Consider the following 19,666-nt stretch of genomic DNA (forward strand, 5'->3'; position numbering starts at 1 on the left):
GTGGAAGCCCCGGTCCTTAAAATGAGGCCAGTTTATCGGGACACCTCCCTGTCTCCGCACACCTCCGCTGCACCATGTCCCAAGTCGTGAATTCCGGCTCCTTTCTCACCCTGCACTACCGGCTGGCCGGTCCTGCGGGCGACATCATCAACACCTTCGCCGACAAGCCCGCCACGCTTTCGCTGGGCACCGGCGAGCTTTCTCCCGCCATGGAGCAGCGCCTGATGGGCCTGGAAGAGGGCACGCACGCCACCTTCGAGCTGCCCGCGGGCGAGGCCTTCGGCGAGCGCAATCCCGACATGCAGCAGTGGGTGGCCAGGAAGCTGCTCGCACAGATGGGCGACCCCGACGAGCAGTACGCCGTGGGCGACGTGGTGCAGTTCCCCACGCCCGACGGCACGGGCAGCTACGCGGGCGCGGTCATCGAATCGAACGACACCGCGGTGCGCTTCGACTTCAACCATCCGCTCGCAGGCCAGCCCGTGACCTTCGAAGTGAAGCTCATCGGCGTGCTATGAACCCCGGAATCTCCGAAGTCATCCTGGCCGAGCCGCGCGGCTTCTGCGCGGGCGTGGACCGTGCCATCGAGATCGTCGAGCGCGCCATCGCGAAGTTCGGAGCGCCGATCTACGTGCGCCACGAGATCGTGCACAACACCTACGTGGTGAACGAGCTCAAGGCCAAGGGCGCGATTTTCATCGAGGAGCTATCCGACGTGCCGCCCGGCGCCACGCTGGTATTCAGCGCGCACGGCGTGAGCAAGGCGGTGGAGCAGGAGGCGCGCGACCGCGGCTTCTCGATCTTCGACGCCACCTGCCCGCTGGTCACCAAGGTGCACGTCGAGGTCGCCAAGCTCGCGAAGGAAGGCTACGAGTTCATCATGATCGGCCACAAGGGGCACCCCGAGGTCGAGGGCACGATGGGCCAGCTCTCCAGCGGCATCCATCTGGTTGAAGACGTGGAAGACGTCGCCAGGGTCTCGCCGTCGCAGACCGACAGGCTCGCCGTGGTCACGCAGACCACGCTGAGCGTGGACGACGCCGCCGACATCGCCGCCGCCGTGCGCGAGCGCTTTCCCAAGGTGCGCGAACCCAAGCAGCAGGACATCTGCTACGCCACGCAGAACCGCCAGGACGCGGTAAAGATCATGAGCCCGCAGGTCGAGCTCGTGATCGTGGTCGGCAGCCCCACCAGTTCCAACAGCAACCGGCTGCGCGAACTGGCGCAGCGCCTGGGCACCCAGAGCTACATGGTCGATTCGGCCGCCGAGCTCAAGCCCGAGTGGTTCGAGGGCAAGGCGCGCATCGGCATCACCGCCGGCGCCTCGGCGCCCGAAGTCCTGGTGCGCGAGGTGATCGACCGCGTGCGCGCCCTCGGCGCGGTGTCGGTGCGCAAGATGGACGGCATCGAGGAAACCATCAAGTTTCCGCTGCCCAAGGGCCTCAAGCTCGACGACATTCCTCCCCCTGGACACATCTCTTGAACACCACGCAGACCGCCGGTTGGCGCTCCGAAATAGATAGCGCATCGCAACGCCTGGCCGAGCGTGCCGGCCACTTCCTGCGCCAGACCCCGCTGTGGAAGCTGCCGGCTTCGGCCTTCGGCATCGACGCGAGCGGCGCGGAAATCTGGCTCAAGCTGGAGCACATGCAGGTCAGCGGCAGCTTCAAGGCGCGCGGCATGATGAACCGGCTGCTGGCCAACGAGATTCCGCCAGGCGGCGTGATCGTGGCCTCGGGCGGCAATGCGGGCATCGCCACGGCTGCGGCGGCGCGCGCGCTGGGCGTGCCCTGCCAGGTGTTCCTGCCGGGCGTGTCGCCCGAAGCCAAGCGCGCGCGGCTGCGTGCGCTGGGCGCCGAGGTCGTGGTGGTCGGCGAGCTGTACCCCGACGCGCTGGCCGCCTGCCTGACACGCCAGAAGGAATCGGGCGCCTTGCTCACCCACGCCTACGACCAGCCCGAAGTGGTGGCCGGCGCCGGCACGCTGGGCCGCGAGATCGAGCAGCAGGGCGGCCTGCCCGATGCGGTGCTCGTGAGCGTGGGCGGCGGCGGCCTGATCGGCGGCCTGGCCGGCTGGTTCGAGAAGCGCTCCCGCGTGGTCGCGCTCGAGCCCGAGAAGGCGCCTACGCTGTTCCGTGCCCGCGAGGCCGGCGAGCCGGTCGACGTGGAGGTGGGCGGCATCGCGGCCGATTCGCTGGGCGCGCGCCGCATCGGCGCCATCGCCTGGGAAATCACGCAGCAGCAGGTGCAGGATGCGCTGCTGCTGTCAGACGAGTCCATCCGCGCTGCCCAGCAGTGGCTGTGGAAGGAACTGAAGCTGGCCGTGGAACCCGCCGCCGCGCTGCCGCTGGCGGCGCTGCAGACCGGTGCCTACAAGCCGCGCGCGGGCGAGAAGGTCTGCCTGATCGTCTGCGGGGCGAATGTCGATCCCGCTACGGTCGCCTGACGGCTTCCGGCTTCTCGCGGTTCACCCTCCGGGCCACGCCGACCCTGTCGGCGGGCATCGTCAGCCTGCCGCCTTCGGCCAGCGTACGCCCACCTAAAATCCCCCCATGCTCGACATCACCCTGCTCCGCAAAGACCTGGCCTCCGCAGTGGCCGGCCTCGAAAAACGCAAGAAGAACCAGCCGTACCTCGACGTTTCGGCATTCACCGCGCTCGAAGCCGAACGCAAGACGCTGCAGACCCGCACCGAGGAAATCCAGGCCCGCCGCAACGCGCTGAACAAGCAGATCGGCCCGCTCAAGGCCAAGGGCGAATCGACCGACGCGCTGATGGCCGAAGTGAATGCGCTGAAGGCCGAGCAGGAATCGCAATCCAAGCGCCTCGACGAGATCCAGCCCGAACTGCACGCGCTGCTGCTGGCCGTGCCCAACCTGCCGCACGCCAGCGTGCCGGTGGGCGAGGACGAGACCGGCAACGTCGAGATGCGCCGCTGGGCTCCGAAGGGCGGTGCGGGCGCCAACGCCACGCCGCTGGGCTTCGCGCCCAAGGACCACGTCGACCTCGGCGCGCCGCTGGGCCTGGATTTCGAGACGGGCGCCAAGCTCGCTGGCTCGCGCTTCACTGTCATGAAGGGCCCGATCGCCCGCCTGCATCGCGCGCTCGCGCAGTTCATGCTCGACATCCAGACCGAGAAGCACGGCTACAGCGAGTGCTACGTGCCCTACATCGTCAACGCCGCCACCCTGAGCGGCACCGGCCAGCTGCCCAAGTTCGAGGGCGACCTGTTCGCCGCGAAGAAGGGCGGCCAGGACGGCGAGCCCGCGCCCGACCACTCGGCGCTGTACCTCATCCCGACCAGCGAAGTGCCGCTGACCAATTTCGTGCGCGACGAGGTGGTGCCCGAGTCGCAGTTGCCGATCAAGCTCACCGCCCACACGCCGTGCTTCCGCTCCGAAGCGGGCAGCGCAGGCCGCGACACGCGCGGCATGATCCGCCAGCACCAGTTCGACAAGGTCGAGATGGTGCAGATCGTGCACCCCGAGAAGAGCTACGACGCGCTCGAGCAGATGACCGGCCACGCCGAAGCCGTGCTGCAGGCCCTGGAGCTGCCGTATCGCGTCGTGCTGCTGTGCACCGGCGACATGGGCTTCGGCTCCACCAAGACCTACGACCTCGAAGTCTGGCTGCCCGCGCAGGACACCTACCGTGAGATCAGCTCCGTCTCCAACTGCGAAGCCTTCCAGGCGCGCCGCCTGCAGGCCCGCTTCAAGAACGCGCAGGGCAAGAACGAACTCGTGCACACCCTCAACGGCTCGGGCCTGGCAGTGGGCCGCACGCTCGTGGCCGTGCTCGAGAACCACCAGAACGAAGACGGCTCGATCAACGTGCCCACGGCGCTGCGTCCGTACCTCGGCGGGCTCGAAGTTTTGAAGGCTTGATGGCGAGGGCTTCAAAAGCCCCGTTTTTGTCTGCTAGAATCGCAGGCTCGACAGCACCGGAGAGGTGGCAGAGTGGTCGAATGTACCTGACTCGAAATCAGGCGTACTAGCGATAGTACCGAGGGTTCGAATCCCTCCCTCTCCTCCAAAAATGACGGCCTGATCCATGTAGAACGTGGATCAGGCCGTTTTCTTTTGGATCGACGGTCTGCCTGCAAGACTCTGCGTACTCCCAGGAAAGGATCCGCCATGAAGCTCCATCCCAGGTTGATTTCCAGCGCCGCTGCGGCGTTGGCGATCCTGTCGATCGCCGCCTGCTCGGTGCCGCAGGCGAAGGATGCCGCCGCGGCACCCACAGCGCCCGCAGCGTGTCGCCAGGACGCCGCAGCCGCCCTGACGGGCAAGAGCCGCATCAGCGACGCCGATGCCCGGCAGGCGACAGGCGCGTCCATCGTGCGCCAGATCCAGCCGGGACAGCCCGTGACGATGGACTATCGCCGCGAGCGCGTGACCATCGAGACGGACGCGGCCAGCGGCAAGATCGTCCGCGCCTACTGCGGCTAGTCCGGCTCCTGCCGGTCTCAGCCGTTCGCCGCAGCGCCGGTGCCGGCCTGCGCCGAAGGGCGGGCGGTGGCGGCAGTGGCGACCGCGCCTTCCTTGTCGAGCGAGCACCACGCGGCCTGAGGCTGAGCCTTGCCCGCTTCGAGCGAGCACCATGCAGCCGAGGTCTTGGCGGCCTCCGCCGAGCACCATGCAGCCGAGGTCTTGGCGCCCTCCGCCGAGCACCATGCAGCCGATGTCTTGGCGCCCTCCGCCGAGCACCATGCGGCCGAGGTCTTGGTGGCCTCCGCCGAACACCATGCGGCCGAGGTCCTGGTGCCCTCCGCCGAGCACCATGCAGCCGAATCCTTCGCAGCCGCCGGCATCGGCTCGCCGAACTCCTCGGCAAGCAGTCGCTGCATCTGCTGGAAGGCCGCCTCCAGCGCCTTCGCGTCGTCCTCGCCGCGCAGGCCGAGGTATGGGAAGTGATGCAGGAAATATCCGAAGGTGGCTTCGCAATCGGCGGCGTATTTCCTCGTGTCGAGGATGTGCATGTGCCAGAAGCGGTCGACGTCCTGTTCGGGCGCGAGGGTCAGCTCGGGGTGCTTCGCGTGCAGGATCAGGTAGCGCTTGTAGGCCACTTCCATCTGGTCCGCGTAGCTTGCCGACCAGCCGTAGCCGTCCTCCTTGCGGGTGGCCTTGAACTTGATCGGGGTCAGGTCGAGCGCGTGGATCGCCGCGATCGTCTGTTCCAGCGGCTTGTTCTGGGTTGAATCGGTCATGAATGCTCCTGTGAAGTTTCGGGGAAGCCCGAGCGAACGTGCCCGGTAACGATTGCCGCGAAGGCGCGGCCTTCAGGCCAGCGCCGACGGGGCAAATTGGGTGCGCAGGTGACGCGCCATGAAATCGCGTGCCTCGTCGGCCGGCACAGGCTTGCACAGCCAGTAGCCCTGGGCTTCGTCGCATCCGTGGCTGTGCAGGTAGTTGAACTGGACGGGCGTCTCCACCCCTTCGGCCACCACCTTCATCCGCAGCCCGTGGGCCAGCGTGATGATTCCGTCGATGAGAGCGCGCGCGTCCGCGTCCTGCGAAAGGTCGTTGATGAAGGAGCGGTCGATCTTGACCGTGGAGAGCGGAAAGTGCTTCAGGTACGACAGCGACGAGTACCCCGTGCCGAAGTCGTCGATGGCCAGGCCCACGCCCATGTCGCGGATGGTCCGCAGCAGTTTTGCCGCGTGCTCGGGGTTCGCCATCATCGCGCTCTCGGTGATCTCCAGCTCGAGCAGCGAAGGATCGAGGCCCGACGACTCCAGGATGGCCTTGACGTCGGCCACCAGCGTGCGGCTCTCGAACTGGCGCGGCGACAGGTTGACGCTGGTCAGCACCTCCGGCAAGCCGTGCTTCTGCCATGCGAGCGCGTCGGCACAGGCTCTTTCCAGCGCCCACTTGCCCATCGACACGATCAGGCCGAGCTCCTCGGCGATCGGAATGAACTGCACCGGCGGGATCATGCCCAGCACCGGATGGCGCCAGCGCATCAGCGCCTCCACGCCGACGATGCGCTGCGTCTGCAGGTTCATCTTCGGCTGGTAGTGCATTTCCAGTTCGCCGCGCTCCAGGGCGTGGCGCAGGGCGCTTTCCAGCATGAGCTGCTCGGTGCTCTGTGCGTTCATCTTCGCCGCGTAGAAGCGGTAGGTGTTGCGGCCCTTTTCCTTGGCGCGGTACATGGCGGTGTCGGCGTTCTTCAGCAGTGTCTCGGCATCGCCGCCGTTCTCCGGGTAGATGCTCACGCCCACGCTGGCGCTCACATGCAGCTCGCGGCCCTCGATGATGAAGGGCTCGGCGCAGCGGTCCAGCACCTTCTCGGCCAGGACCGCGGCGTCGTTCGCGCTGTCGAGGTTTTCCATCAGCAGCACGAATTCGTCGCCGCCGAAGCGCGCCACCACGTCGCTGTCGTGCAGCAGCTTCCTCAGGCGCTTGCCGCAGGTCTTGATCATCTCGTCGCCCACGCCGTGGCCGAGCGTGTCGTTGATGTGCTTGAAGCGGTCCAGGTCGACGAACATCACGGCGAACTGCTTCTGCTGGCGGTTGCTGCGCCTGATGGCCCGGGCCAGCTCGTGCTGCAGCGCCGAGCGGTTGAGCAGCCCCGTCAGCTCGTCGTGGCTGGCCATGAAGCGCAGGGTCTTCTCGGCCTGCTTGCGCTGCCGGTACTGGACGATCTGCAGTGCGATGACGCGCAGCGACTCCAGCGTCTCGGCGTCCGCGACGTACGGACTGGCGCCGAAGAGTTCCAGCGCCGTGGTCGCCTCGGGCGCGACCATGGGTACCACCAGGCCGGTGGTCAGCCCCGCCTCGCGCGCCATCGCGTCGCGGGTGAAGTGGCTCGGCGATGCCTGCGTGTCGATGCGCACGACGCTGCCGATTCCCCACGCGCGGCCCAGCGAGCCTTCGCCGGAGCGGTAGGTGAGCAGGCGGCTGGCCTCGACGAAGCCCCGCACCGCCGGGTCGTTGTCCACATGCCAGGCCACGGCGCAATGGGCCAGGCCGTCCTCGCCGACGCTCCACAGCGCGCCGCAGTCCCAGCGCAGGTCGGTGCATATCGCTTCAAGGGCCAGCGCGATCACCGTCTCGGTCCTGCCGTCACCGGCCAGCAGGCGCGCGATCTTGTATTCGAGCTTCTGGCGCAGCGCATCCTTGCGCGGCCGCGTGGCATCGCGCACCGTGCCGCGCACCAGCCTCCTGCCCGCGTCTTCGCCCGATTGCGCGATGACATGCAGCCAGCGTTCGGTTCCGTCGGGCAGGCAGAGCCTGTGCTCGAACTCGCTGCGCTCGGTGGACTGGGACGCCAGCGCGATCTGCCGCTCGACCGTGCCGCGCTCCATGTTCGGCACGCGCGAGAGCAGGGCGTGCAGGTCCAGCGGCAAAGGGTCGTCGGCAAAGCCCAGGATGCGCCGCGCCTCCTCGGAGCATTGCAGCGCGCCGGTTTCGGGGTCGAGCGTCCAGCTGCCCAGGCTGGCCAGGTGCTGCGCGTCCTCGAGCTGCCGCTCGCTCGCGCGCAGGTGGCTGGTCATCTCGTCCGCCAGGACCTGGGCCCGGCTGCCCGTGGTGGCCAGCGACAGCATGATGCCGGCCAGCAGCGTGCTGGTGGCGAGGCCGCCCACGAACACGAGCCACGGTATGGTCTTGTCCAGCGGGCCGAGGATCTGGCTCTCGTCCTGCTTCACCTCGACCACCCAGGAGCGGCCGCCCAGCTCGAAGCCGAGCGTGCGCTCCAGGCTGTTCGCGGGTTCGGCAACGGGCTTGGCGAGGGCGGCGCTGTCGAACAGCAACTGCCGGTCGCCGAACGCGATCGGCGTCACGAACCTGGTCTCGATGCGCGTTCCGATCGGTCCCCGGCCCGGACCGGCGTCGGCCAGGCGCAGGCGCAGCGTCTTCGCGGCCTCGATGCTGATCACGTCGCGCAGCATGCCCGTGATGCTGAAGCCCGCGCCCACCGAGCCCATGTAGGCCTGGCGCCGCTGCTCCAGCGTATCGACCGGCATCTTCGGGCGGTACACCGGCAGCCGCATCGCCAGCCCGACGTCCGAGCCGCGGCCCGCGATGCGGATCTTGCGGCCGGAGGTGACGAGCCCGCCGGTGTCGCGCCCCTGTTCGAGTGCGTCGCCGCGGTCGGGCATGGCGCCCAGGTCGTTGCCCAGCAGTTTCTCGTTGCCCGCCAGAGGCTCGATGAAGGCCAGCGGGTAATAGATATCCCGCGTGCCGCCCGGCTTGATGGCGAAGCCGGAGCTGACGGCCGCGTCGAGGCTGTCGTCGCCGCGAACCTGCTCCTCGAAGAGCTGCTTGTCCTCCGGCATGACGCGAGGCGCGTAGTTGACTGCCTGGAAGCCGGGGTAGGCGCTCGGCAGGTTCAGGCCCGAGACGTAGTCCCGGAAGTCGCTGCGGGTCACTCCCTCCGAGGTATTGAAGCGCGCGCGCAGGCCGATCAGGACGGCGATGTAGTCGTCGAACCGGCTTTCGACCTTCCGCGCCAGATCGAGGGCGGTAGCGTCGAAGCGCGTCCGCGCGCTGCGCCCGATTTCCTGATGGGCATAAATTCCGAGGGCGATCGACAGCGCCGTGCCGAGTATGAAGATCACAACCGGCAGGCGAATCCTGGCCCAGATGGACAAAGACATGGTTCGATCCTGTCGCTAGTGCAAGCCGGATGGCTCCGAGTGCCCCACAGTGTGGCACGGGAGCGGACGCAACGGTTTCAATTGGGAACAATTCACTCGTAATTCTGTAATGTTGGGTAAGGAGTTCTTAATTGTTAATTCTTAAGGATTAAATTTGTTTGGCGCCAAAGCTTTTGACCCGGGTCAAAAGACCGCTCCTGGGTACCTCGGAAAGCGGCCTCCTGCCTGGAATGCCTGCGACGGCACCGCAACGGCGCGACGAAGCATCCGCCCGGCCTTCAATGGTCGGACGTGCTTTATTTCGGTTTGTGGAACCGCGCCGAATTCGAGGCGAGCAAGGATCGGCAGTAGCAGCCGGCGGGCAGGCTTCAGGCGGCCGCGGATCGGCGCGTCACCGTCCCCGGGAATTCCTCCACCGACGCGAGCAGCGGCGTCGCCTTCAGGCACAGGATCCGCGCCTCGCGGCCATCGCGTGCCCGCTCGAGGCAGAGCGCGACAGCATGGGCGTCGTCGGGCTGCAGCCGCCAGAACTGCCAGCCGGTGGCGTCGTCGTCCTCCAGGGCGTGCCCGAATCCGATGGCCTGGCTGCCGCTTCCGTCCAGGTCGAAGGAAAAGCGGTCCAGCGGAATCGAAAGGCCCATGCCGCGCGCCTTGATGTAGCTTTCCTTGAGCGTCCACAGATCCCAGAAGCGCGACGGCTGCTGCGCGGCCGGAAGCTGCTGCAGCGCCTGCGCCTCCTTCGCCGAGAAGAAATGCCCGGCGACCTCCAGCGGCGCGTTCCTTGCCGTGTGCTCGACGTCCACGCCCACTTCGCGCTCCACCGCCAGCGCTGCCACCACGAGCGACGCGCTGTGCGAAATGTTGAAGCGGATGCGCTGCGCCTGCGGCAGCGCATTGGCGATCCGCGGGCGACCATATTCGTTGTTCTCGAAGCGCCAGTCCGCTGGAGCGACCTGGGGAACGTAGCGCGAGAGCAGCGAGCGGATCAGCCCTCGTGTCATCAGATGGCGGCGCCTGTCCCGGGCGAAATGAAAACGCCCGTGCTTCTCCCGCTCCTCGGTCGTCAGGAGGGCCATGATGGCCGCGTCGCCGGCGGGGTCGTCCTGTTCAGGCACGTACAGGTGCCAGAGGTGGACCTGGTGCGCATCGATCTGCAATTGCATGCGCAGGATTCTGGCCTGCCCCGGCGGCGTCCGGCCCTCGCCCGATTCAGCCCGGCTTAAGTTTGCCGGTCCATACTGGAGTCGACGGTCCGCTGGCGTTGGTAGAGGTTGCCACTGGCACCCGCGCCGCTTGATGCGGGCGGTTCCTCGAGGCCGGCGATCGTCACGTCTTCCTTGCCGCCTGCGCTAAGCGCGGGCGGCTTCCCCCAGCCAGTTCGGCTCGTTGGACGTATCCGGAAAGCCCGAGTCGTCCACGGTCCCGGTGCCAGCCATCGGCTGCACGGCCGCGTGCCGCAGCTCGTAGCCCCGGCCGTACACCGAGTGCAGCACGAACTCGTTCGCCTTGTGCAGCGAGAGCTTGCGGCGGATGTTCGCCACGCAGCAGTCGAGCACCCGGCTCTTGCGCTCGACGCGCGAATCCGGCCACAGCGAACCCAGCAGCCAATCGCGCTCCAGCAGCTGTCCGGCGTTGCGGAACAGCAGCAGCGCCAGTTCGAACTCGCGCGGCTTCAGTCGGATTTCCTCGCCCTTGCGCACCACCACCTTGCGGTTGCCGATGAAGCGGTAGTCGCCGAACAGCGCGCTCGTCGCCTGCGGATGCAGCAGCGTGTCGTTGCGCCGCAGCGCCTCGCGAACGCGCAATTCCACCTCGAAATCGTCGACCGGCAGCACCGCGAAATCGATGCCCGGACCCTTCGACTCGGGCTCGGCGGCCGACAGCACCTCGGCCAGCAGCTCGCGCTGCAGCGCATTGGCGACCAGGAAGATCGGCACCCGCAGCGCCTGGCACATCGAGGTCAGCACCGGCCACGCGCCTTCGTCCTTCAGCACCACCAGCAACAGGTCGAAGTGGTTGGTGCCGTGCGTCGCCGCATGCAGGAAGTCGGCGCTGTTGTCGAATGAAACCGGCGTGCAGCCCATCAGGCGCAGCTTCTGGCCCCACGCGCGCGTCTGGGCTTCGTCGCAACCCACCATGGCCACCTGCCGCGCGTCGCCGCGAGCATCGTTGTTCATGTCGAAAGCTTCCATGTGTTGGTGGCGGCGGTGGGTGATGAGGGTTGCCCGCGTTCAGCGCTCGCCGGCGCGTGGCAGCTTCCAGCCGATGCCGGCGTTGAATCCCCAGTCCCGCCCCGCGCTGGCGAGGGTCATGCCCCAGGCAGTCCGCCCGTCATCCGAAAGAGTCCTGAAGCCCAGGCTCACCGCCGTGTAGCCCCTGTAGCTGCCGAAGGCGAGGCCCACGGTCTTCTCGCCAGGCTGGAGAGCGGGCACGTAGGCGGCCGTCATCGCCACGGCCATGGCGGTGCCCGAATAAGCGACGCGCTCAACGTCGCGCAGCACCGCGCCCGTCCGGCTCAGCTGGCCGACGTTGACCGCGTCTGCCGGCTGCACGCCCGGCGCCAGGTTGGAGATCGCCGCGCCCCCGGCAGCGCCCGCCGTGCCGTGCCCGGCGGCGGCGCACAGCCACAGCGCGACCAGCAGCGCCGCCCGCACGCGCTCAGCCCGCCGCGAGGCGGTTGCCCGAGCCCGCCTGCGTCTTGCGCACGCCGTCCGGTCCGTAGAACAGCTGCGCACTGGCCTGCAGGAAGTGCAGTGCCTGTTGGGTGAAATCGAGATGCGCGTAGACCATCGAGCCGTTGCGCAGGTTGTGGCCGCGCGCCTGCCCGGCCAGTTCCAGCAGTTCCTCCCAGGCCTGCCGCGCCTGCGGGCCGGCAGCGGCGGCGGCCGCATCGGCGCCCTCGCGGCCGGGCCCGAAGCCCAGTGCCGCCTGCAGCGCCTCGCGCTGCGCGTCGAGTTCGGCCATGCGGTCCAGCAGCACGGTCTTTTCCGCGGCGATGGCCGCCAGGTCGGTGAAGCTGCCGCCCGACATGGCCTCGGCCTCGCGGTCGAGCACCGATACGAATTCCTCGATGCAGGCGGCCTCGGTGCGCAGGTGGGCCAGCAGGTCGGACTGCTGCTTTCTCATTCGCCTTCGCCCTTCTTCACGTCCTGACCGTTGCCCGCGGGCGCATCGGGCGCGCCGGGCGTGAGCAGGTCGCGCACGCTGGCCAGCAGGCCGTCGGCGATGCGTTCGGGGCGGATCTGGTAGCGCCCCGCGCGGATGTCCTCGCGGATCGCCGCCACGCGGGCCGCGTCGAAATCGCTGGCGGCGCCCGTGGCGCTGGGCAGCGAGTGGACGTGCGCCGACGGGGCAGGTGCCGCCGCCTTCGCGGTGCGCTGGGCGGCGTCGGCGCCGGCCGAAGCGGTCGTGCCTGCCGTACCGGCGGTGGCTGGCGTCGTTCGGTGAAGGGGCGTGGCCGAGGGGGCGGGTTGATCGATTTTCAAGGTGATTCCTCAGGGGCTGACCCGTATATCGGCAGCCCGCGCAAGAACTTTAGGAATGGCGTGCATGGCGGCTTTTGTGCGGCGCGTCATTGCGCCAGCCGGATCTGCCCCTCTTCGTCCGCCACGCCGCTGACCAGCCGGCCGTCCAGCGTCCTGGCCTGTACCGCGGCGCCTGCAGCCGCTCCGGTCATGGCCTTGGCCTCGGTGCTGATGACGAAGCCCTGGCCCTGCGCCACCACCTTCACCGCCTGCCCCTGCTGGATGACGGTGACGCCGCGCAGCAGCTCCTTGCGCAGCGGCGCGCCGGGCGCCACGCGGTTGGCCGTGACCACGCCGGCGAGCTCGGCCGCGCTGGTGACGATGGAGCGCGGCAGTCGCGTGAGGTCGCCGGTGCGCTCCGCGACGTCGCCCGCGCCCAGCGGCCGGCCCGCGTCGATCGCGCGCGCGGCCACGAAATAGCTGCCTTCCACCGACACGTGCGCCTGCACGAAGCGCGTCCAGGGCCGCTGCGCCTGGCAGCGAACGCCCACCGAGACGCGGCCCCACGGCTTCGCGCCCGGCGGCAGGAAGGCCTCGGGCGCGTCGCATGCGGGCAGGGCCGAGGTGCCGCGGCCTTCCAGGCTGATCGTCACCTTGCCCGGCAGCCCGGCCGATTGCGCCTGCAGGTATTTCTCGATGACCGCGTCGGCGGAAGCAGCGCCTTCGGCTGCGCCTGCTGCGCTGGCCGCGCAGCAGCACGACAGCGCCAATGCCGCTGCGGGCAGCACGGTGCGCAGTGCGTGGTCGCGAAGCTCGGCAAGCGTTGGAAGGGTCATCGGATATGTGTGGGTGGTGGCTTCGGCGGCGGTGCGTCACACAGGAGCAACGCATGCCGCCGCACGGAAATTCTAGAAATCCGCGCGGCTATCGAAGTTGCGAGCAGCAGGCGAAAACCCCCTTTGTTCGGGCGATTGCAAAAGCGGCTCGTGCATAGACTCGCTTTCCATCTGTCGCTGCGCCCCGCGCACTGGCGACGCCTCAACGGATGGAACAAACATGCTCGACAAGCTGGATGCGGCGCTTCGCTTCAACCGCGAAGCCCTCAACCTCCGCGCGGAACGCCAGGAGGTTCTCGCGGCCAACATCGCCCATGCGGACACGCCCAACTACAAGGCGCGCGACTTCGACTTCAGCGCACGCCTGAGTGAAGCCGTGGAGCGCGGCCGCGCATCGCAGTCGATGTCGCTGGCCACCACCTCGTCGCGCCATCTCGCGGGACAGGCGCAGGCCATGCCCGACAAGGACCTGCTCTACCGCGTGCCCAACCAGTCCAGCCTCGACGGCAACACCGTCGAGATGGACGTCGAGCGCATCGCCTTCGCCGACAACGCGCTGCGCTACGAATCGAACCTCACCGTCATCAACGCGAAGATCAAGTCGCTGCTCTCTGCGGTGCAGCAGTAAGCAGCCAGAGCCCGTTCCATGCCCTTCAACAGCACCTCCATGAACATCTTCAACGTGGCCGGCTCGGCCCTGACCGCGCAGTCGCAGCGCATGAACGTGACCGCGAGCAACATGGCCAACGCCGAGAGCGTGGCCGGCCCCGACGGCATGCCCTACCGCGCGAAGCAGGTCGTGTTCCAGGTCGCTCCCTCGTCGCACGGCGCCGGGGATATCGGCGGCGTCAAGGTGGCCGGCGTGGTGGAAGACCCGTCCCCGCCGAAGCTCGTGTTCGACCCCAAGAGCCCGCACGCCAACGCCGAAGGCTACGTGGCGATGCCCAACGTCAACGTGGTCGAGGAGATGACCAACATGATCTCCGCCTCGCGCAGCTACCAGGCCAACGTCGAAGTGCTCAACACCGCCAAGACGCTGATGGTCAAGACGCTGACCCTCGGCCAGTAACTCCCCAAGTCCCGCAAGACGCACAAGAAAGAACAGGCACGAACGCGCCATGGCCATTTCCGATACCTCGTCCATCACCGGACAGAACGCCGCCTCCGCGGTTGGCGGCAACAGCAGCACCTCCAACGTCGACAGCGAGCAGCGCTTCCTGAAGCTGCTGGTCACGCAGCTGAACAACCAGGACCCGCTCAACCCGATGCAGAACGCCGAGCTCACCTCGCAGCTGGCGCAGATGAGTACCGTCAGCGGCATCGAGAAGCTCAACAGCACGCTCTCGGGCCTGGTGAACCAGACCAGCTCCAACCAGCTGCTGCAGGCCACTTCGCTGATCGGCTACAACGTGCTGTCGCCGGGCGATTCGCTCACCACCAAGGAGCCCGAGGCAGGCAAGGAGCCCGCGTCGCAGGCCTTCGCCGTCGAACTGCCGGGCACGGCCTCCGACGTCGACATCAAGATCGTCGATTCCACCGGCAAGGTCGTGCGCACCATCAACGCCGGCTCCATGACCGAAGGCGTCAACGCCGTCACCTGGGATGGCAAGGACGACACGGGCGCCGTGGTGCCCGCGGGCGCCTACCGCTTCACCGTGGACGCAAGCAACAGCGGGACCACCGTGAAGGCCACGGCGCTCACTTTCTCGCAGGTGGCGGCGGTCAAGCAGGGCGCTGCCGGCGTCACGCTCGAACTGATGACGGGCAACAACATCAGCCTGTCCGACGTGCGCCTGTTCCTCTGAGCGTCTTCTTTCCCTTCCTCTTCGCATCCAACGCAAACGCGCCGCATCCAACGGCAGACAAGGAACCATCATGGCTTTTTCCCAGGGCATCAGCGGACTCGGCGTGGCCGCGGCCAACCTCGACGTCATCGGCAACAACATCGCCAACTCGGGCACCGTCGGCTTCAAGTCGGCCGCCGCAACCTTCCAGGACGTGTACGCCGGCTCGCGCGTCGGCCTGGGCGCTTCGGTCTCCGGCGTGACGCAGAACTTCTCGCAGGGCGTGACCCAGTCGAGCAGCCGCCCGCTGGACGTGGCCATCCTCAATGGCGACGGCTTCTTCCGCCTGACCAGCGCCACCGGCGAAGTCATGTACTCGCGCAACGGCCAGTTCACGCGCGACAAGGACGGCTACATCGTCAACGCCTCGGGCCTGCGCCTCACCGGCTTCGGCGCGAACGCCAACGGCGGCATCAGCGGCGGCACGCCGGCGGCCATCCAGATTCCGACCACGCCCATGACGCCCAAGGCCACGACCGGGATCGACGCCGAGTTCAACCTCGACGCGCGCAAGACCGCGCCCACCAAGACGCCCTTCAACGCGGCCGATTCCGACACCTTCAACTACTCGAACGCCGTCGGCCCCATCTACGACTCGCTGGGCAACCCGCATGACGTGTCCGTCTACTTCGTGAAGAACGCGACGCCCGCCAACACCTGGAGCGTGTACGGCACGGCCGACGGTGCGGCGCTGAACGCCGGCGCCGCGCTCGGCACCCTGACCTTCGACTCCGCCGGCAAGATGACCGCGCCGGCCAGCGGCCAGCTGAGCCTGGGCACGCTCAACCTCACCAACGGCGCCGCGGCACTCACTCCTACGCTCGACATCACGGGCACCACGCAGTTCGGCGCCGCCAACGCGATGAGCAAGCTCGCGCAGGACGGCTACCGCTCGGGCGAGCTCACCTCTTTCTCGATCAACGCCGACGGCACCATCACCGGCAAGTTCTCCAACGAGCAGACCAAGCTGCTGGGCCAGGTCGTGCTGTCCTCCTTCGCCAACCCGAACGGCCTGGAGCCCAAGGGCAACAACGTGTGGGCCGAGACGCAGGCCTCGGGCAACCCGCTGACCGGCACGCCGGGCGAGGGCACCAAGCTGGGCTCGCTGCAGTCGGGCGCGCTGGAGGCATCCAACGTCGACCTCACCTCCGAGCTGGTCAACCTCATCGTCGCGCAGCGCAACTACCAGGCCAATGCGCAGACGGTGAAGACGCAGGACCAGGTCATGCAGACGCTCATGAACATCCGCTGAGGCGGCGCTTCAGCAAGACCGACATCAGGAGCACCCAGTGGATCGCATGTTGTACGTCGCCATGAGCGGCGCCAAGCAGGTCATGGAACAGCAGGCCGCCGTCGCCAACAACATGGCGAACGTGTCGACGCCGGGCTTCCGCGCGCAGATCGCCAACTTCCGCGCGGTGCCCGTGGTCGGCGATGAGGCGCCCACGCGCGCCTTCGTGGCGGCCACCACGCCCGGCGCCGACTTCACCCACGGCCCGCTCACCGAGACCGGCCGTGCGCTCGACGTGGCCGTGAGCGGCCAGGGCTGGCTGGTGGTGCAGACGCCCGACGGCGGCGAGGCCTACACCCGCGTGGGCAACCTGCAGATCGGCGCCGACGGCCAGCTCACCACCATGGGCGGGCGCCCGGTGGTGGGCGACAACGGCGCGCTGACAGTGCCGCCGGGCTCCACGGTGAGCATCGCCGCCAACGGCCTGGTGGGCGCGCGCGACGCGGCCTCCACCACGCTCACGGGCATTGCCGAAGTCGGCCGCCTGAAGCTGGTCAATCCGCCGGTCGCCGAACTGGAGCGCGGCGAGGACGGCCTGTTCCGCATGCGCGCCGGCCAGCCGCCGGCCGAGGCCGACGAGGCCGTCACGCTGGTCAGCGGCGTGGTGGAAGGCAGCAACGTCAACCCGGTCGAGACCATGGTGGCCATGATCGCCAACGCACGCAGCTTCGAGATGCAGATGAAGTCGCTGCAGACGGCCGACACCAACGCGCAGTCCGCCAACAAGCTGCTGGCCTACGGCTGACGGGCGCTCTCCTTCTCGCAACCTCTTCCGCAGGACTCCCAGAAAAATGATCCGCTCCCTCTACATCGCCAAGACCGGCCTCGACGCGCAGCAGACGCAGCTCGACGTGGTCTCCAACAACCTCGCCAACGTCGGCACCACCGGCTTCAAGCGCAGCCGCGCCGTGTTCGAGGACCTCGTCTACCAGAACCTGCGCCAGGTCGGGGGCCAGTCGTCGGACCAGACGCGCCTGCCCTCGGGCCTGCAGGTCGGCACCGGCGTGCACGTGGTCGCCACCGAGCGCATCCACTCGCAGGGCAACCTCACCAAGACCGACAAGCCCACCGACGTGGCCATCAGCGGCGGCGGCTTCTTCCAGGTGCTGATGCCCGACGGCACCACCTCGTACACCCGCGACGGTTCGTTCCAGACCGACCGCGACGGCCAGCTGGTCACTGCCAGCGGCTTTCCCGTGCAGCCGGCCATCACCGTGCCGGCCAATGCCACCAGCATCACCGTGGGCCGCGACGGCATCGTCTCGGTGGTGCAGGCGGGCAGCACCAACACCGTTCAGATCGGCCAGCTGCAGCTCGCCACCTTCGTCAACCCCACCGGCCTGCAGAGCCTGGGCGAGAACCTGTATGCCGAGACCGACGCATCGGGCGCTCCCAACCAGGTGAACCCCGGCGTCGACGGCGCCGGCACGCTGAGCCAGGGCTATGTCGAGGCCTCCAACGTGAACGTGGTGGAAGAGCTGGTCAACATGATCGCCACCCAGCGCTCGTACGAGATCAACAGCAAGGCGGTCCAGACCTCGGACCAGATGCTGCAGCGCCTGGCCCAGCTGTGAGCGTGATGGTGGTGACGATGTTGCAGGCGTTGCGTCTTCTTCGCCGCAGTGCGGCCCACGCGAGGACGCGGCTGCTGCCGCTGCTCGCCGCCGCCGTGCTGGCCACCGGCTGCGCGCAGGTTCCGCGCGAGCCGCTGGTGCACCAGCCGATGACGGCGCGCTCCGACAACTACGCGGCGGTGCAGACGCGGCGATCGCCCGGCGCGATCTTCCAGGACGGCCCCGGCGCGAATGCGCTCTTCGAAGACCGCCGCCCGCGCAACGTCGGCGACATCCTCACCATCGTCATCAGCGAGAAGGTCAACGCCACCAAGAACTCGGGCGCCAACGCGAGCCGCACCGGCAGCGCCGCCAGCGTGTTCGCAGTCATTCCCAAGCTCATCGGCGGCCTGCTCGACGGGCAGGACGCCAAGCTCTCGGGCACCAACTCGCTCAACGCCAAGGGCGGCGCCAACGCCAACAACACCTTCAACGGCGTGATCACGGTCACGGTGACGGACGTGATGAGCAACGGCAACCTGTTGGTCAGCGGCGAGAAGCAGATGGGCATCAACCAGGGCACGGAGTTCATCCGCTTCTCGGGCGTGGTGAACCCGCGCACCGTCTCGGGCAACAACACCGTGCCCTCCACACTGGTGGCCGATGCACGCATCGAGTACTCGGCCAAGGGCTATATCGACGAGGCGCAGCACATGGGCTGGATGCAGCGCTTCTTCCTCAACGTCATGCCGTTCTGAACATGGAAAACCCCCAGGCTTCGCGCACTTCGTGTCGCTTCTCCAACCCCCTTGCAGGGGGCGATGCCTGCGGCCCGGCAAAGCCGGTTCCGCGGTGGTCCTGGATTCACCCCCAGGCTTCGCGCACTCCGTGTCGCTGCGCCCACCCCCTTGCAGGGGGCGATGCCTACGGCCCGGCAAAGCCGGTTCCGTGGCATCCCGCGAATTTTCGGGCTCGCTTGCGCATCGCGGCGCTGGCGGTGCTCGGTTGCTTGTTGTTTGTTCCTGCTCATGCGGAGCGGCTCAAGGAGCTGGCGAGCATTCAGGGCGTGCGCGACAACCCGCTGATCGGCTATGGGCTGATGGTGGGTCTCGACGGCACGGGCGACCAGACGATGCAGACGCCGTTCACCACGCAGAGCCTGAACAACATGCTGCAGCAGCTGGGCATCACGATTCCGCAGGGCGTGAACATGCAGCTGAAGAACGTGGCGGCGGTGATGGTCACGGCCACGCTGCCTTCGTTCGCGCGGCCGGGGCAGAACATCGACGTGACGGTGTCTTCCATGGGCAATGCGAAGAGCCTGCGCGGGGGAACGCTGCTGATGACGCCGCTGAAGGGCGTGGACGGCATGACGTATGCCGTGGCGCAGGGGAACATGGTGGTGGGCGGCGCGGGTGCGTCGGCCAACGGCAGCAAGGTGCAGGTCAACCAGCTCAGCTCGGGGCGCATTCCCGGCGGAGCGCTGGTGGAGCGCACGGTGGAGTCGCCCGTGGGCGCGGAGGGCACGTTCTCGATCGAGCTGAACCGCTCCGACTTCGGCACCACGCAGCGCGCGGTGGATGCGATCAACCGGCAGTTCGGCTCGGGCACGGCCGAGGCCATCGATGCGCGCTCCATCCGCGTGCGCGCGCCGGAGCCGCAGCAGCGTGTGGGTTTCCTCGCGCGGCTCGAAGATCTCGAGGTGACGCCGACGCAGGCCGGTGCCCGCGTGGTGGTGAACGCCCGCACGGGCTCCGTGGTGATGAACCAGGCCGTCCGCGTGAAGGACTGCGCCATCGCGCACGGCAACCTGTCGGTGGTCATCAACACCGAGCCGGTCATCAGCCAGCCGGGCGCGTTCTCCGGCGGCAGCACCGTGGCGGCCCAGACCTCGCAGATCTCGGTCAACCAGGGCGGCGGCGCGATCCAGATGGTGCGCGGCGGAGCCTCGCTGTCGGACGTGGTCAAGGGGCTCAACAGCCTGGGCGCGAATCCGCAGGACCTGGTGTCCATTCTCCAGGCCATGAAGACGGCCGGCGCCCTGAGCGCCGAGCTCGAAATCATCTGACGGGGCAGCGGC

General features: G+C 68.0%; 21 protein-coding genes and 1 tRNA gene. 14 read left to right on the plus strand and 8 right to left on the minus strand.

The annotated features are described in order from the left end of the window. The first annotated feature begins 74 nt into the window (after positions 1-74). The 6 genes from ACAM57_RS06610 to ACAM57_RS06635 all read left to right on the plus strand — a co-directional run bounded on the left by ACAM57_RS06610 (position 75) and on the right by ACAM57_RS06635 (position 4,447). Entirely contained in the window at positions 75-518 is a 444-nt protein-coding gene (locus ACAM57_RS06610; RefSeq protein WP_019656687.1) for a peptidylprolyl isomerase, read from the plus strand. Then, positions 515-1,483, plus strand: coding sequence for a 4-hydroxy-3-methylbut-2-enyl diphosphate reductase (gene ispH / locus ACAM57_RS06615; protein ID WP_369661069.1), 969 nt, complete (start codon positions 515-517; stop codon positions 1,481-1,483). The genes ACAM57_RS06610 and ispH overlap by 4 nt, the downstream gene beginning before the upstream one ends. Continuing rightward, positions 1,480-2,445: a threonine/serine dehydratase gene (locus ACAM57_RS06620; RefSeq protein WP_369661070.1), complete on the plus strand. Its 966-nt coding sequence runs from the start codon at positions 1,480-1,482 to the stop codon at positions 2,443-2,445. Before ispH ends, ACAM57_RS06620 begins: the two co-directional genes overlap by 4 nt. Positions 2,446-2,551: 106 nt before the next feature. Then, entirely contained in the window at positions 2,552-3,883 is a 1,332-nt protein-coding gene (gene serS, locus ACAM57_RS06625) for a serine--tRNA ligase (protein ID WP_369661071.1), read from the plus strand. 58 nt (positions 3,884-3,941) lie between these two features. Next, positions 3,942-4,031, plus strand: a tRNA-Ser gene (locus ACAM57_RS06630). 101 nt (positions 4,032-4,132) lie between these two features. Beyond that, complete coding sequence (locus ACAM57_RS06635; protein WP_369661072.1) at positions 4,133-4,447, plus strand: I78 family peptidase inhibitor; 315 nt, start codon at positions 4,133-4,135, stop codon at positions 4,445-4,447. A 17-nt stretch (positions 4,448-4,464) separates the two neighbouring features. Here the strand turns inward: ACAM57_RS06635 and ACAM57_RS06640 are convergent, their stop codons facing one another. The 8 genes from ACAM57_RS06640 to flgA all read right to left on the minus strand — a co-directional run bounded on the left by ACAM57_RS06640 (position 4,465) and on the right by flgA (position 12,898). Next, complete coding sequence (locus ACAM57_RS06640) at positions 4,465-5,205, minus strand: hypothetical protein (protein WP_369661073.1); 741 nt, start codon at positions 5,203-5,205, stop codon at positions 4,465-4,467. A 72-nt stretch (positions 5,206-5,277) separates the two neighbouring features. Then, positions 5,278-8,598, minus strand: coding sequence for an EAL domain-containing protein (locus tag ACAM57_RS06645; protein WP_369661074.1), 3,321 nt, complete (start codon positions 8,596-8,598; stop codon positions 5,278-5,280). Between the two features lie 368 nt (positions 8,599-8,966). Then, positions 8,967-9,761, minus strand: coding sequence for a 4'-phosphopantetheinyl transferase superfamily protein (locus tag ACAM57_RS06650; RefSeq protein ID WP_126023276.1), 795 nt, complete (start codon positions 9,759-9,761; stop codon positions 8,967-8,969). A gap of 186 nt (positions 9,762-9,947) precedes the next feature. Next, positions 9,948-10,775, minus strand: coding sequence for a winged helix-turn-helix domain-containing protein (locus ACAM57_RS06655; RefSeq protein WP_126023277.1), 828 nt, complete (start codon positions 10,773-10,775; stop codon positions 9,948-9,950). Positions 10,776-10,829: 54 nt separating this feature from the next. Further along, complete coding sequence (locus tag ACAM57_RS06660; protein WP_369661075.1) at positions 10,830-11,252, minus strand: YadA-like family protein; 423 nt, start codon at positions 11,250-11,252, stop codon at positions 10,830-10,832. Positions 11,253-11,256: 4 nt separating this feature from the next. After that, positions 11,257-11,724, minus strand: a complete 468-nt coding sequence (locus ACAM57_RS06665; RefSeq protein ID WP_184641051.1) for a flagella synthesis protein FlgN — start codon at positions 11,722-11,724, stop codon at positions 11,257-11,259. Beyond that, on the minus strand, positions 11,721-12,083 hold the full coding sequence (flgM, locus tag ACAM57_RS06670) for a flagellar biosynthesis anti-sigma factor FlgM (protein WP_184641052.1): 363 nt from the start codon (positions 12,081-12,083) through the stop codon (positions 11,721-11,723). Before flgM ends, ACAM57_RS06665 begins: the two co-directional genes overlap by 4 nt. A gap of 86 nt (positions 12,084-12,169) precedes the next feature. Further along, positions 12,170-12,898, minus strand: coding sequence for a flagellar basal body P-ring formation chaperone FlgA (gene flgA / locus ACAM57_RS06675; protein WP_369661076.1), 729 nt, complete (start codon positions 12,896-12,898; stop codon positions 12,170-12,172). A gap of 220 nt (positions 12,899-13,118) precedes the next feature. Between flgA and flgB the strand changes: the two genes are divergently transcribed. From flgB to ACAM57_RS06715, 8 genes are all read left to right on the plus strand, one after another. Then, the gene (flgB, locus tag ACAM57_RS06680) at positions 13,119-13,526 is read left to right on the plus strand and encodes a flagellar basal body rod protein FlgB (protein ID WP_184641054.1); all 408 of its coding nucleotides are present in this window, start codon (positions 13,119-13,121) and stop codon (positions 13,524-13,526) included. 18 nt (positions 13,527-13,544) lie between these two features. Then, a complete protein-coding gene (gene flgC / locus ACAM57_RS06685) occupies positions 13,545-13,967 on the plus strand; it encodes a flagellar basal body rod protein FlgC (protein WP_369661077.1) in 423 nt (140 codons plus the stop codon). 49 nt (positions 13,968-14,016) lie between these two features. Beyond that, positions 14,017-14,703 carry a flagellar hook assembly protein FlgD gene (locus ACAM57_RS06690; protein ID WP_184641055.1) on the plus strand — a complete coding sequence of 229 codons (687 nt, stop codon included), beginning with the start codon at positions 14,017-14,019 and terminating at the stop codon, positions 14,701-14,703. 70 nt (positions 14,704-14,773) lie between these two features. Then, positions 14,774-15,994, plus strand: coding sequence for a flagellar hook protein FlgE (gene flgE / locus ACAM57_RS06695; protein ID WP_369661078.1), 1,221 nt, complete (start codon positions 14,774-14,776; stop codon positions 15,992-15,994). A gap of 37 nt (positions 15,995-16,031) precedes the next feature. Next, positions 16,032-16,778: a flagellar basal-body rod protein FlgF gene (gene flgF, locus ACAM57_RS06700; protein ID WP_184641056.1), complete on the plus strand. Its 747-nt coding sequence runs from the start codon at positions 16,032-16,034 to the stop codon at positions 16,776-16,778. Between the two features lie 46 nt (positions 16,779-16,824). Next, positions 16,825-17,607, plus strand: coding sequence for a flagellar basal-body rod protein FlgG (flgG, locus tag ACAM57_RS06705; RefSeq protein WP_093197930.1), 783 nt, complete (start codon positions 16,825-16,827; stop codon positions 17,605-17,607). A gap of 5 nt (positions 17,608-17,612) precedes the next feature. Then, a complete protein-coding gene (locus ACAM57_RS06710; protein ID WP_369662406.1) occupies positions 17,613-18,344 on the plus strand; it encodes a flagellar basal body L-ring protein FlgH in 732 nt (243 codons plus the stop codon). A gap of 218 nt (positions 18,345-18,562) precedes the next feature. Beyond that, entirely contained in the window at positions 18,563-19,654 is a 1,092-nt protein-coding gene (locus ACAM57_RS06715; protein ID WP_184641057.1) for a flagellar basal body P-ring protein FlgI, read from the plus strand. The last annotated feature ends 12 nt before the right edge of the window (positions 19,655-19,666 follow it).

Origin of the sequence: Variovorax sp. V15, assembly GCF_041154425.1 — a bacterium.
GTDB lineage: Bacteria > Pseudomonadota > Gammaproteobacteria > Burkholderiales > Burkholderiaceae_C > Variovorax > Variovorax guangxiensis.

Coding starts and splice junctions, on each gene's coding strand:
- flgE (WP_369661078.1), top strand. CDS start 14,774: ATGGCTTTTTCCCAGGGCATCAGCGGACTCGGCGTGGCCGCGGCCAAC.
- ACAM57_RS06710 (WP_369662406.1), top strand. CDS start 17,613: ATGGTGGTGACGATGTTGCAGGCGTTGCGTCTTCTTCGCCGCAGTGCG.
- serS (WP_369661071.1), top strand. CDS start 2,552: ATGCTCGACATCACCCTGCTCCGCAAAGACCTGGCCTCCGCAGTGGCC.
- flgG (WP_093197930.1), top strand. CDS start 16,825: ATGATCCGCTCCCTCTACATCGCCAAGACCGGCCTCGACGCGCAGCAG.
- ACAM57_RS06690 (WP_184641055.1), top strand. CDS start 14,017: ATGGCCATTTCCGATACCTCGTCCATCACCGGACAGAACGCCGCCTCC.
- flgB (WP_184641054.1), top strand. CDS start 13,119: ATGCTCGACAAGCTGGATGCGGCGCTTCGCTTCAACCGCGAAGCCCTC.
- ACAM57_RS06645 (WP_369661074.1), bottom strand. CDS start 8,598: ATGTCTTTGTCCATCTGGGCCAGGATTCGCCTGCCGGTTGTGATCTTC.
- ispH (WP_369661069.1), top strand. CDS start 515: ATGAACCCCGGAATCTCCGAAGTCATCCTGGCCGAGCCGCGCGGCTTC.
- ACAM57_RS06665 (WP_184641051.1), bottom strand. CDS start 11,724: ATGAGAAAGCAGCAGTCCGACCTGCTGGCCCACCTGCGCACCGAGGCC.
- ACAM57_RS06640 (WP_369661073.1), bottom strand. CDS start 5,205: ATGACCGATTCAACCCAGAACAAGCCGCTGGAACAGACGATCGCGGCG.
- ACAM57_RS06655 (WP_126023277.1), bottom strand. CDS start 10,775: ATGAACAACGATGCTCGCGGCGACGCGCGGCAGGTGGCCATGGTGGGT.
- flgA (WP_369661076.1), bottom strand. CDS start 12,898: ATGACCCTTCCAACGCTTGCCGAGCTTCGCGACCACGCACTGCGCACC.
- ACAM57_RS06610 (WP_019656687.1), top strand. CDS start 75: ATGTCCCAAGTCGTGAATTCCGGCTCCTTTCTCACCCTGCACTACCGG.
- ACAM57_RS06650 (WP_126023276.1), bottom strand. CDS start 9,761: ATGCAATTGCAGATCGATGCGCACCAGGTCCACCTCTGGCACCTGTAC.
- ACAM57_RS06635 (WP_369661072.1), top strand. CDS start 4,133: ATGAAGCTCCATCCCAGGTTGATTTCCAGCGCCGCTGCGGCGTTGGCG.
- flgC (WP_369661077.1), top strand. CDS start 13,545: ATGCCCTTCAACAGCACCTCCATGAACATCTTCAACGTGGCCGGCTCG.